Annotated in this window: 13 protein-coding genes; 12 read left to right on the top strand and 1 reads right to left on the bottom strand. The window is 40.2% G+C overall.

Going from position 1 to position 12,876, the window contains the following annotated elements; all coding sequences use genetic code 11:
* Window positions 1-216: 216 nt before the first annotated feature.
* From GPDM_RS11645 to recO, 10 genes are all read left to right on the top strand, one after another.
* Window positions 217-1,542: an NfeD family protein gene (locus GPDM_RS11645; protein WP_008431607.1), complete on the top strand. Its 1,326-nt coding sequence runs from the start codon at window positions 217-219 to the stop codon at window positions 1,540-1,542.
* A gap of 4 nt (window positions 1,543-1,546) precedes the next feature.
* Window positions 1,547-2,533: a flotillin-like protein FloA gene (gene floA / locus GPDM_RS11650; protein WP_008431609.1), complete on the top strand. Its 987-nt coding sequence runs from the start codon at window positions 1,547-1,549 to the stop codon at window positions 2,531-2,533.
* A gap of 30 nt (window positions 2,534-2,563) precedes the next feature.
* On the top strand, window positions 2,564-3,049 hold the full coding sequence (locus GPDM_RS11655; protein ID WP_008431611.1) for a hypothetical protein: 486 nt from the start codon (window positions 2,564-2,566) through the stop codon (window positions 3,047-3,049).
* 229 nt (window positions 3,050-3,278) lie between these two features.
* Window positions 3,279-4,238: a PhoH family protein gene (locus tag GPDM_RS11660; RefSeq protein ID WP_008431613.1), complete on the top strand. Its 960-nt coding sequence runs from the start codon at window positions 3,279-3,281 to the stop codon at window positions 4,236-4,238.
* A 177-nt stretch (window positions 4,239-4,415) separates the two neighbouring features.
* A complete protein-coding gene (locus GPDM_RS11665; protein ID WP_008431615.1) occupies window positions 4,416-6,536 on the top strand; it encodes an HD family phosphohydrolase in 2,121 nt (706 codons plus the stop codon).
* Between the two features lie 14 nt (window positions 6,537-6,550).
* Window positions 6,551-7,033, top strand: a complete 483-nt coding sequence (gene ybeY / locus GPDM_RS11670) for an rRNA maturation RNase YbeY (RefSeq protein ID WP_008431616.1) — start codon at window positions 6,551-6,553, stop codon at window positions 7,031-7,033.
* Window positions 7,020-7,373 carry a diacylglycerol kinase family protein gene (locus GPDM_RS11675; RefSeq protein WP_008431618.1) on the top strand — a complete coding sequence of 118 codons (354 nt, stop codon included), beginning with the start codon at window positions 7,020-7,022 and terminating at the stop codon, window positions 7,371-7,373. Before ybeY ends, GPDM_RS11675 begins: the two co-directional genes overlap by 14 nt.
* Before the next feature lie 20 nt (window positions 7,374-7,393).
* Entirely contained in the window at window positions 7,394-7,804 is a 411-nt protein-coding gene (locus GPDM_RS11680; protein WP_008431620.1) for a cytidine deaminase, read from the top strand.
* Entirely contained in the window at window positions 7,788-8,705 is a 918-nt protein-coding gene (gene era / locus GPDM_RS11685) for a GTPase Era (protein ID WP_008431621.1), read from the top strand. The genes GPDM_RS11680 and era overlap by 17 nt, the downstream gene beginning before the upstream one ends.
* 12 nt (window positions 8,706-8,717) lie before the next feature.
* Window positions 8,718-9,500, top strand: coding sequence for a DNA repair protein RecO (gene recO, locus GPDM_RS11690; protein ID WP_008431623.1), 783 nt, complete (start codon window positions 8,718-8,720; stop codon window positions 9,498-9,500).
* A 142-nt stretch (window positions 9,501-9,642) separates the two neighbouring features.
* Here recO and GPDM_RS11695 read toward each other — a convergent pair whose 3' ends face one another.
* Window positions 9,643-11,019, bottom strand: coding sequence for a glycine--tRNA ligase (locus tag GPDM_RS11695; protein ID WP_008431625.1), 1,377 nt, complete (start codon window positions 11,017-11,019; stop codon window positions 9,643-9,645).
* 326 nt (window positions 11,020-11,345) lie between these two features.
* Here GPDM_RS11695 and ccpN point away from each other — a divergent pair, with 326 nt between their 5' ends.
* Together ccpN and GPDM_RS11705 are read left to right on the top strand one after the other, a co-directional pair.
* Window positions 11,346-11,984: a transcriptional regulator CcpN gene (gene ccpN, locus GPDM_RS11700; protein ID WP_008431627.1), complete on the top strand. Its 639-nt coding sequence runs from the start codon at window positions 11,346-11,348 to the stop codon at window positions 11,982-11,984.
* A gap of 10 nt (window positions 11,985-11,994) precedes the next feature.
* A complete protein-coding gene (locus GPDM_RS11705; protein ID WP_008431628.1) occupies window positions 11,995-12,801 on the top strand; it encodes a pyruvate, water dikinase regulatory protein in 807 nt (268 codons plus the stop codon).
* Window positions 12,802-12,876: the final 75 nt, after the last annotated feature.

Here is a 12,876-nt window from a genome sequence, read left to right on the forward strand (position 1 = left end):
GAAGCATATAGACTTTTAAAAAATATGAACGACCAGCGAAAACCGCCAACACAAAATTGTGTTGGCGGTTTTTCTAATTGTCACATAAGTAAGCGCATTCTTTCGTTATTGCAGAAGATTTCCTCTATAATAGAAGTACAGTAAATTGAAACTTCTTCCCAGTTCAACCGTATATATGGTGCAGAAGAAATTTGAAATGCGAAAGGAGAGATCCTGTTGAGCAAAGTCAAAGTCTTTATGGGTTTTGGACTTTTGCTATTATCGTTTCTACTTGTGCTCCCAGCCATCCAGGCGGATACTTCGACGGTGTACGTTATCCCAATCGAAGATGAAGTTGAAAGAGGATTGCAAGCTTTTATCGAACGGGGGATTGAAGAAGCGGAAGATGCTGGAGCCGAAGCCATCATATTTGAAATAGATACACCGGGTGGATTTGTAAATGCAGCAGATGGTATTGCGCGTCTGTTAAACAAAACAGATATAGAAAAACTGGCTTTTATCAATCAAGACGCTTTGTCTGCTGGTGCGTTTCTTGCTTTGCATAATGACGAAATATACATGCATCCTAATGGGCGCATGGGAGCAGCACAAGTCATTGACCAAGCTGGCAATGCAGCAACGGATAAAGCCAATAGCGCTTGGTTGTCTTCTATGAAAAGCGCGGCACAAACAGCTGGTCGAGATCCACAGTATGCTTTAGCCATGGCCGATGCATCAATCGATCTTCCAGAAGTCGGCGCAGCTAAAGGGAAATTACTAACTTTAGATGCGAAAGAAGCAGAGCAAGTAGGATATTCAGAAGGAACCGTCAGTTCTTTAAGTGAACTTCTTGCATTAAAAGGTTTTGAGGACGCAACGATCGTGACAATTGACGAAACGTTTTCCGAAAGTCTAGCTCGCTTTTTAACAAATCCGTTTGTTGTACCAATTCTTTTATCATTTGCAGGACTCGGCTTGCTACTTGAGCTATTTACGCCAGGAGTCGGAGTTCCAGGGTTTATCGGAATGGTATTTTTACTGTTGTTTTTTTATGGTCACTTAGTGGCCGGCTTGGCAGGTTACGAATCCATCATTTTATTGGTAATTGGTTTCGGGCTTTTAGTAGCTGAGTTTATCATACCGGGTGGTGTAGCTGGATTTCTCGGGGTTGCGGCTATTCTCGGTAGTATTTTATTGGCGGGAGGAGACTTGAAGACCACCGCCATAGCAGTACTTATAGCAATGATAGTAGCAACAGTAGGGATGGTGATCGTAGTGAAGTTTTTTGGTAAGCGGCTAAGTTTGTTCAAACGCATAATTTTGACGGACGCCACCGATACAGCAAGTGGCTATGTATCGACAACTAATCGTCCAGAACTTGTCGGTAAAATTGCACGAACACTGACGGCACTTCGTCCATCGGGTACAATTCAGCTAGAGGACGAGCGAATTGATGCTGTCTCTGAAGGAAGATTTATAGACAGTGGTAAAAATGTTAAGATTATCAAGGTAGAAGGTTCACGTATTGTAGTTCGTGAGCTGGATAAACAAGAGGAGGAATAAGAGAATGGGACTTGAAACAATTGGACTAGGCGCAGCAATCATTGGTATCATTGTTATTTTGGCAATATTCTTTACATTTGTGCCGATTACGTTATGGATTTCGGCATTAGCTGCAGGCGTAAAAATCAGTATCTTTACATTAATCGGGATGAGATTACGTCGAGTTATTCCGTCGCGGATTGTTAACCCGTTGATTAAAGCTTCAAAAGCGGGATTAACCGTGACCATTAACCAATTAGAAAGCCATTACTTAGCTGGTGGTAACGTCGATCGTGTTGTTAACGCATTAATCGCGGCTCACCGTGCCAATATCGAATTGCCTTTTGAACGCGCAGCAGCGATTGACCTAGCAGGTCGTGACGTACTAGAAGCTGTTCAAATGTCGGTAAACCCGAAAGTAATTGAAACACCATTTATCGCTGGTGTGGCAATGGACGGGATTGAAGTAAAAGCAAAAGCACGTATTACTGTTCGTGCAAATATCGACCGTTTAGTCGGTGGTGCTGGTGAAGAAACAATTGTTGCCCGTGTTGGTGAAGGGATTGTTTCGACACTTGGTTCAAGCACAAGTCATAAAAAAGTTCTTGAAAACCCAGATCTAATTTCTCAAACAGTTTTATCAAAAGGTCTTGATTCAGGGACGGCGTTTGAAATTCTGTCCATCGATATTGCAGACGTTGATATCGGTAAAAACATTGGAGCAGAACTACAAACAGAACAAGCTGAAGCAGATAAGAAAATTGCGCAAGCAAAAGCTGAAGAGCGACGTGCAATGGCTGTTGCAAGCGAACAAGAAATGAAAGCAAAAGTTGTTGAAATGAGAGCGAAAGTTGTAGAAGCAGAAGCAGAAGTACCACTTGCAATGTCTGAAGCTCTTCGCAACGGGAATATTGGCGTAATGGATTACGTAAACTATAAAAATATCCAAGCTGATACAAGTATGCGTGATTCGATTTCAAAAACTAGCACGGATAAATCCGACAACAAATAATGGGCGTTAGCTATAAGGGAGGTTTGTCGTGTGGAAGCTCTCATATTTGGACTTGTCATCATGGCGGTAAGTGCTTTTTTTAATAAAAACAAAAAAGATGCTACTAAAAGAGACGCACCGGTAAAACCCTTTTCGACCACTACATCAACTACGAGAGAAAGTCGTTCTGGGCAAACCCGGTTTAAACGAGTAGAAGATTATGCAAAGGAACTTTATGGTGAACTGCAAAATCAAAAAACTCAAGGATCTGATCGTTTAGAAGAGGCAAAGCAAAAAGCGGCAGAAGTTGTGGATCGTACGCCTCTTCGCGAAGCGCGTCAAGAAGTAGAGCGTCGCATTACATCTAGTCATACACAAAGCCGTGCATCACTAAGCGAATCCAGATCAATCCGCAATCAACCCGTAGTTCCTAAAGTAGAGAAAGCTTCTGATGAGTTATTGCCACTAAGCAATGAGGATGTTAGAAGAGGGATTATTATGGCGGAAATTTTAATGCCGCCAAAGTCAAAACGTTAACGAGAAATCAGTCAGTGAAAACTGGCTGATTTTTGTTATCCATATTTTTATTATGTAAACTCAAAGGTTCTAAAGTTTTTTCTAACTATTAAAATTAGAATTATTAGGATGTTTCGATAAAAGGTAAAAATTTCACCTTAAAGGTGTGCAGAACAAATATTTTACAAGTGATTATCTTTAATGATAGAGTGAAATTAGCAGTAAATACTCGATCCTAAGGAGCGTCCACATGACAGAAAATAACTTACTAGAATTACATGTGAAAGACCCAAATGAAGCGGTACAGCTGCTCGGGATATCGGATAGCCATTTAACGCTAATCGAAGAAGCTTTTAACATTCAAATTATTACCCGTGGAGAAGTGATTAAATTAGCTGGTGCTGAGGAAGACAAACTAACGGGGAAATTATTAATAGAACAATTGTTGCGGGTTATTCGCAAAAACATCAATATTGATCAACGCGATATTGTCTCAGCAATTGAGATGGCCAAAAATGGCACAATTGAATATTTCGCAGACCTTTATGATGAAGAAGTTGCACGTAATGCCAATGGTAAAACGATTCGGGCAAAAACCATCGGACAAAGACATTATATTCATGCGATCCGCAATAAGGATTTAGTTTTTGGAATTGGTCCTGCGGGTACCGGTAAAACTTATCTTGCCGTGGTTTTAGCTGTCCAAGCACTTAAAAACGGTCATGTGAAGAAAATCATCTTAACAAGGCCGGCTGTTGAAGCGGGTGAAAGTCTTGGGTTTTTACCAGGAGATTTAAAAGAGAAAGTTGACCCTTATTTACGCCCGCTATATGATGCGTTGCATGATGTGTTAGGACTTGAACAAACCAATCGTTTTATCGAGCGTGGGACCATCGAAATTGCACCTCTAGCGTATATGAGAGGACGCACATTAGATGAAGCTTTTGTTATTCTAGATGAGGCGCAAAACACGACAAAAGCGCAGATGAAAATGTTTTTAACACGTCTTGGTTTTGGATCTAAAATGGTGATAACAGGTGATAAAACTCAAATTGACTTGCCGCGTGGTGCTGAATCTGGATTAATTGCCGCTGAAACAATTTTATCAAGTGTGCGAAACATCCACTTTCAATACCTTGAAAGTGGAGATGTGGTCCGTCACCCCCTTGTGGCAAAAATTATTGATGCTTATGAAAATCAACCAACTTAAAGCGTATAAAGTAAGGTGCAGGGAAAGTAACCCCTGCACCTTTTTCTATTATAAAAATGCGAGAAATATTTTTCTGCTCGTATATAGGGACATAATTTCAAATTATTAGAAAAAAACACGGTGAAATCTGTTTCTTTAGTTGTTATGATGGAACTAGGAAATGTGGGGTGGAGTAAGATGCGGCAAAAAGCGCGAGATCTTTTTGAGAAACTAGGTTATCGAAAAATTATGATGGCTGGCATGTTGTTAACGGGCATCATCTTATACGGCTTTTTAATGGACTCTGTTCAAAGTGATACATACGATATACAATTGTTCCAATTATCATCCGAAACAATACGTTCTGAAAAAACCGTTGAAGATCCAGTAAAAACTGAATTGGAAAGGCAGCGGCTTACTGAAGAAGTGGCACCAAGCTACCAGTTTATGAGTGAAATAGTAGACAATCAAACGGCTTTGGTCGCATCGATATTTGGTTATATTATGGACGTTAAAGCGCCTCCAGAACAACAAGAAGACCGTTTAACTCAAGAAGAAATGATTGCGAAGTTGAGAGAAGATTTAAGACTGTTAGAAACAAGCGATAACGGATTGCGTTTAACAGACGATATGTTACGTTCGTTAGTGTCTCTTTCAGAAGCTCGGTTACTTAGCGTACAAAAAGAATTAAACAACTTATTGCAGTCGTCTTTGAACGAATCGATTCGTGTAGAAGAAGTGGCGCGTTATCGCACGGAGATCGAACAAGAAATTCGTCGCAATGAAACAATTCCGAACGATATTATTCAAGCGGCAGTAACCATCGGGCGTTTTGGTATAATTGCAAACGAGGTAGTCAACGAAGAATTAACAGCAAAGCAAGTAGAACAAATTCGAAATAGTGTTGAACCAACACGCATTTTACAAGGGCAAGTTCTTGTTCAAGAAGGCCAAGTGATTGACCGGGAAGTGTACCGTCAGTTAGAGCTAGCTGGAATGACTGAAGAGCGGCTGAATTATAAACCGTTACTTGGCTTGTTCATATTTGTCATTATTGCAGTAGGGCTACTATTCATCGTTATTTCTCGGTCAAAAAAAGACGATAAAAACAAAGTTACCGAGATGCTGGTGGTTATGGTAACAGCTTCTATTTCATTAATATTGATGAAGTTACTTTCTGTTATTAGCGGCAATTTTGATTTGGTTATTTCATTTTTCTTCCCCACAGCATTAGCAGGTATGCTGGTGTGCTTGCTTGTCAATGAACGGGCAGCTGTATATGTCACCATTTTCGTCAGTGCAGCAGCAGGTTTAATGTTGCCAAGTGGCTATTCAGCTACGTTACAGGTAGACGTTGCTTTTTATATTCTTTTCGGGGGATTAACCGCGATTTATTTGATCGATCGAGTAGGCGGACGTGGGCGTTTACTCCATATCAGTTTAGCAGTAGCGTTAGCTAACGCATTGTTTGTTGCTTTTTATTTATTGCTTGGCCAAACACAATATAATTGGTCAGAAGTCGGCTTTTATTTTTCAGCTGCGATAGTCTCGGGTCTATTATCTGGCGCGTTAGCAATTGGATTTTTGCCATTTTTTGAATCGGCATTTGGTATGCTATCAACAATGCGCTTACTCGAATTATCAAATCCGAATCATCCGCTACTGAAGAAAATTTTAATGGAAACACCAGGTACTTATCACCACAGTTTAATGGTGGCCAATTTAGCTGATGCTTCTTGTGAAGCGATTGGAGCAAATGGACTATTAGCGCGAGTTGGGTGTTATTATCATGATATTGGCAAAACAAAATACCCGCAGTTTTTTATCGAGAACCAAGTGAATATTGAAAACCCGCATGATCGTTTGCCACCTGAGAAAAGTCGGGATATTATTTTGGCTCATGGCATACAAGGTGCGCAGTTGTTGAAAAAGCATAAAATGCCAAAAGAAATTATTGATGTAGCTGCGCAACATCACGGGACGAGTCTTTTGAAGTTTTTCTATTACAAAGCAAAAGAAACCAATCCAGATGTTGATGAAAACACATATCGCTACCAAGGTCCAAAGCCGCAAACAAAGGAAATTGCGGTTATATCCATAGCGGATAGCCTAGAAGCAGCAGTTCGGTCCATGAAAGAGCCAACATCAGAAAAGATAAAAAAATTGGTAGATTCAATTGTAGAAGATAAACTAAAAGATGGGCAGTTTGAAGAATGCGATATTTCTTTAAAAGAACTAAAAAAAGTTAAAGAAGTAATGTGTGATACATTGAATGGAATATTCCATTCGCGTATTGAGTATCCGAAAGAAACCAATTGACAGGAGGAACTGTTATGATAGCTATTGATTTTATGGATGAAACAGAAAGTTTAGATCAAAAAGAGCTAGATTTTGTCAAAAAAATATTAGAGCATGCTGCAAAGCAAGAAAAAGTCACGGATTCTGAAGTATCCGTGACTTTTGTCACCAATGAAATGATTCGTGATATTAACCGGGAATACCGTGGGAAAGACCAGCCGACGGATGTCATCTCGTTTGCTATGGAAGAACTGGGAGAAGGAGAAACAGCAATTATCGGCTCACAGGAACCGCGCATGTTGGGTGACATCATTATTTCTTTGGACCGGACAAAAGAGCAGGCTGAAGATTTTGGTCATTCTTTTGAAAGAGAACTAGGCTTTCTAGCGATTCATGGCTTTTTGCATCTGTTAGGCTATGATCACATGACAGAAGAAGATGAAAAAAAGATGTTTTCTCGCCAAGAGGAGATTTTAGTCTCTCTCGGCATCACGCGTGATAATCATGACGGCGCGTAGGTTTTTCCGTTCTTTTTGGTTTGCAACTCAAGGAATTGGAACTGCTTTAAAACGTGAACAAAATATCCGGTTTCACCTTTTAGCTGCGATTATTGTAGTAATTGCAGGGTGGTTCACGGTTTTGTCTTACACAGAATGGCTCGTGGTCATTTTATTAATTGCGGGCATGATCGCATTAGAGATGGTCAATTCAGCTATTGAACGGGTCGTCGACTTGGTGACGGCTGAACTTCATCCGCTTGCTAAACAAGCAAAAGATATGGCGGCAGGTGCGGTTTTGGTATTTGCAGCGGCAAGTGCTATAATTGGATTAATAATATTTTTACCCAAATGGTTTTAAATTCGTAGAGGTGATTAAAAATGGAAAAAGAACAATTGATGAAGCAATCGATAGAAGCACGAAACAATGCGTATGTGCCCTATTCAAAATTCCCTGTTGGGGCAGCATTACTGACAGCTGATGGAAAAGTCTACTTAGGCTGTAACATTGAAAACGCAGGTTACTCACTAACAAATTGTGCAGAGCGCACAGCGGTATTTAAAGCGGTGTCAGAAGGCGATAACAAATTCGTGGCTTTGGCTGTATCAGCAGACACAGCAGGTCCTGTATCTCCTTGTGGTGCATGCAGACAAGTGTTAGCAGAGTTTTGCCCACCCAATATGCCTGTTTACTTAACAAACTTAAAAGGTGACGTTCAGGAAACGACAATCAGTGAATTGCTTCCTGGCGCATTTTCAACGGAGGATTTAAAATATGCAGCTAGAGAATAACGGATTTAAATCAGGTTTCATTTCAATCATTGGTCGTCCGAACGTCGGCAAATCGACGTTTCTTAATCGTGTCGTGGGCCAAAAAATTGCCATTATGAGTGACAAGCCCCAAACAACACGAAACAAAGTGCAAGGCGTTGTGACAACAAATGATAGCCAAATGATTTTTATCGATACACCAGGCATTAATGAACCCCGTCATAAATTAGGCGACTTTATGTTAAAAGTTGCAAAAAATACGTTCCGCGAAGTTGATGTCTTGTTATTCGTAGCAAGTGGAGTGGACCGCGTAGGGAAAGAAGATCGTTATGTGCTAGAAATGCTTAAAGGAATTGACGTACCGGTATTTTTAGTAATCAATAAAATCGATCAAGTTCACCCAGATAATTTACCGAAAATTATTGAGTCGTACCGTAATGAATTTGATTTTGCAGAAGCAATTCCGATTTCAGCGTTAGAAGGGAATAACGTTGAAACTTTACTAGCAAAAATTAATGAGCGTCTTCCTGAAGGACCTCAATACTATCCAGCTGATCAAATTACTGATCACCCAGAACGATTCATCATTTCTGAATTGATTCGTGAAAAAGCATTGCATTTGACGCGCGAAGAAATTCCGCATTCGATTGCTGTTGTTATTGAAAAAATTGCGCCAGATTCCGAGAACAAAGACATGATTCGAGTTCAAGCAACAATTATGGTCGAGCGTGATTCTCAAAAAGGTATTGTGATCGGCAAAAAAGGCGTGTTGCTTAAACAAATCGGTACACGCGCCCGTAAAGACATTGAAAACTTGCTTGGATCAAAAGTGTATTTAGAATTATGGGTGAAAGTTCAAAAGGATTGGCGCAATAAAGCGATGCATTTACGCGATTTCGGCTTCAGAGAAGACGAATACTAAGGAGTCCTTTCCATGCAAAATCAAGTAGAAGGTATTGTCATTCGCACAATGCCTTATGGCGAAACCAATAAAATCGTCACCTTGTTTACGAAAGAAGCGGGGAAAATCACTTGTATGGCAAGAGGTGCGAAAAAACCGGCTAGTCGTTTGGCGGCCATTACCCAAGTGTTTACTCATGGAAGTTTTTCTATCTATAAAGGAAAAGGCATGGGGACTATACAGGCAGGGGATCCGCTAGAATCACTCCGACATATTCGTGAAGACATTATGTCTACTGCTTATGCAAGTTATGTTACGGAATTAATTGATCGTTTAACTGAACAAGATGAACCCCAACCAGCCATTTTTGATATGTTGTATCAAGCGCTTCATGCGATTGATGACGGGTATGATCCAGAAGCGATCACCTTGTTTGTCGAATGGAAAATGCTTCAAACAGCAGGCTTAACGCCAACGCTTCATCAATGTGCTAATTGTGGGTCGACTGAAGGGGAATTTGCTTTTTCGTTTCAAGAACTTGGATTTCTTTGTCACCGTTGTTTTCATATCGATTCGTACATTATTCGGTTGAGTCCAGCGTTAGTAAAGCTTATCCGTACGTTCTATTTTGTGCCTATTGAACGCGTAGGATCTTTAACTTTGAAAAAAGAATCGAAGAGCTTGCTCAAACAAATTGTCCGCACAATTTATGAAGAAAAAGCAGGGATTCGCTTAAAGTCACGGAAGTTTCTCGAACAATTAGAACGAACTCCCGAATTTTTACCGAAAAAAGAAGAGTTGCCAAAAGACGAATAGTCTTTTGGCAACTCTTTTTTTAGGAGTGATACTATCATAAAGTAATGAACAGGATAGCAAATCACACGCCGATTATGAGAGGGAATAAAAAAGTGGTGGAATAGATTTATTCCACCACTTTTTTGTAACCCGCTTTTCTAACTTAAAATTGAATATGCTTTTCGATATATGCTTGTACTTCAGCGATCGGCATACGTGTTTGTTCCATTGAATCACGGTGACGTACTGTTACTTGACCATCTTCAACTGAATCAAAGTCATATGTGATACAGAAAGGTGTACCGATTTCATCTTGGCGACGGTAGCGTTTACCGATCGATTGAGACTCATCGTAATCCACCATGAAATGCTTAGCTAAATCAGCGAATACGCCTGTAGCGCCTTCTGCTAATTTTTTAGATAATGGAAGAACTGCTGCTTTGTAAGGAGCTAAAGCAGGGTGGAACTTCAACACTGTGCGTTTGTCGTCATTTTCAAGTGCTTCTTCGTGGTAAGCATCTACTAAGAAAGCAAGTGTTACACGGTCAGCTCCAAGTGAAGGCTCGATGCAATAAGGTACAAATCGCTCGTTTGTTACAGGATCGATGTAGTTAAAATCTTCTCCTGAATATTCCATATGGCGTTTCAAGTCGAAATCGGTACGATCTGCAATACCCCAAAGCTCGCCCCAGCCAAATGGGAATTTGTATTCAATATCCACAGTTGCGTTTGAGTAATGAGATAATTCGTCTTCGTCGTGTTCGCGAAGGCGCATATTGTCTTCATTCATATTCAAGTTCAACAACCAGTTTTTACTGAAATCGCGCCAGTAAGCGTACCATTCTAAATCTTCGCCAGGCTTGCAGAAAAATTCAAGTTCCATTTGTTCGAATTCACGAGTACGGAATGTAAAGTTACCAGGTGTAATTTCGTTACGGAAACTTTTACCGATTTGAGCAATACCAAAAGGCATTTTCTTACGCATTGAACGTTGAACGTTTTTATAGTTAACGAAAATCCCTTGAGCTGTTTCTGGACGCAAGAAAATTTCATTTGTTGAAGCTTCAGTTACGCCTTGGAAAGTTTTGAACATCAAGTTGAACTGGCGAATTTCTGTGAAGTCTTGTGCGCCACATGTTGGGCATTTTACATCGTGTTCTTGGATCAATTCTGCCATGCGGTCAAATGACAAACCATCAACAATCAGTTCAATGCCTTTCGCATCTAATGCATCTTCGATTAACTTGTCTGCACGATGACGTGTTTTACAGCTCTTGCAATCGATCATTGGGTCATTAAAGTTGCCGACATGTCCAGAAGCTACCCAAGTTTTCGGGTTCATCAAAATGGCCGCATCCAGTCCTACGTTATAAGGAGACTCTTGAACGAATTTTTTCCACCATGCTTTTTTAATATTGTTTTTTAGTTCGACACCTAATGGGCCATAATCCCATGTGTTTGCCAAACCGCCGTAAATTTCAGAGCCCGGGAAAACAAAGCCTCTGTGTTTTGCTAATGCTACTACATCTTCCATTGACATAAAAATTACCTCCATAAAATAAAAAATCGTACTCGTCCTCGGACATGATTACATGCCCGAGGACGAGTACGTTAAGACCCGCGGTTCCACCTCGATTGACTACAATGTGTAGTCCACTTTAAAATAAAAATAGCTCAGGATCGCCGTTTCCTGTAGGTGTAGGCTTTCACTATCCCTACTCGCTAAAGTTACAGTACTCATTTATCCGTCATTGCCTGTATGAAGTTCGTTTTTAATTGTATCATGACAATGTTTTCTTCGCAATATTACGTGCATTAGTATATAATAATTGATATTGAGTATAACATATATCTATTTTTGAGGCGGTGAGTCCAATCGAACTCAATAAACGACAAGAAGAAATATTGCAAATTGTTAAAGGCAATGGTCCAATTACTGGCGAACAGATTGCGGATCGCTTAAACTTAACAAGATCAACGCTACGACCGGACTTAGCCATTTTAACGATGGCAGGTTTTTTAGATGCCCGTCCCCGCGTTGGTTATTTTTATTCGGGGAAAAAACCTGGGCAAGATGTTACCGATACGATGAACAATATGAAGGTGAAAGATTTTCAGTCGATTCCGGTTGTAGTCCGGGAAGATGTTAGTGTGTACGACGCCATCAGTCAAATGTTTTTAGATGATGTCGGAACACTTTTTGTCGTGGATAAAAAATCGCATCTTGCAGGAGTGTTATCGAGAAAAGATTTGTTGCGAGCCAGTTTAGGTAGCCAAAACTTATCGAGTATTCCCGTACATATTATAATGACGCGTATGCCGAACATTACATATTGCGCTAAAAACGAATCGCTTATCCAAGCAGCACATCGCTTGATCAATCAGCAAATCGATGCGCTGCCTGTAGTAGAAGAACAACCAGATGGCTTTAAAGTTGTCGGTAGGTTAACTAAAACGAATATTACTCGTGCGTTTTTATCGTTATCTGAAAACCACGATTTGTGAGGTGTCAATTATGAAGTCACTGCGATTGTTTATCGTATCCGATTCAGTTGGTGAAACAGGCGAACTAGTCGCAAAAGCAGCAATTAGCCAATACTTGAGTGCAGATCAAAATGCAGTTTTAAAACGATTTCCTTATATCGATTCAATTGATCACCTACAAGAAATCGTCAAATTAGCTGTCGCTCAAAAAGCTTTTATCGTTTATACATTGGTGTCACAAGAACTACGCGATTATATGCAGGCTGAAACCGCGAAATTTCGTGTAACTGCAGTAGATTTAATGGGACCATTATTAGATGCCTTAGAAAATGAGCTAAATGCGTCTCCACTGCAAGAAGCAGGGTTAGTCCGTAAATTGGATGATGACTATTTTAAAAAAGTAGAAGCCATTGAGTTTGCGGTTAAATATGATGATGGACGAGACCCCCGGGGTATTTTAATGGCGGATATTGTCTTGGTTGGGATTTCTCGAACGTCTAAAACACCGCTATCTCAGTATTTAGCACATAAACGCCTAAAAGTGGCCAATGTCCCGCTTGTGCCGGAAGTAGACCCGCCCGAAGAATTATATCAAGTAGACCCGAAAAAATGTTTTGGTTTAGTTATTTCGCCGGACAAGCTCAATTTTATCCGGAAAGAAAGACTAATCGCTCTAGGATTAAACGATGATGCAAATTATGCAAAAATCGATCGCATCCACGAAGAAATTAAACATTTTCACAAAGTCGTCGATCGCATCGGTTGCGAAATCGTTGACGTGACAAATCGAGCTGTAGAAGAAACAGCGAATTTGATACTCGGCAAACTCCAAAAATAATTTTGGGAAAACCACCTTTAGAGGCGGTTTTTCTTTCTTTTTGGTGGATTTTTTCATAAAGAAGTTTTATAATGA

Origin of the sequence: Planococcus donghaensis MPA1U2 (assembly GCF_000189395.1) — a bacterium.
Lineage (GTDB): Bacteria > Bacillota > Bacilli > Bacillales_A > Planococcaceae > Planococcus > Planococcus donghaensis_B.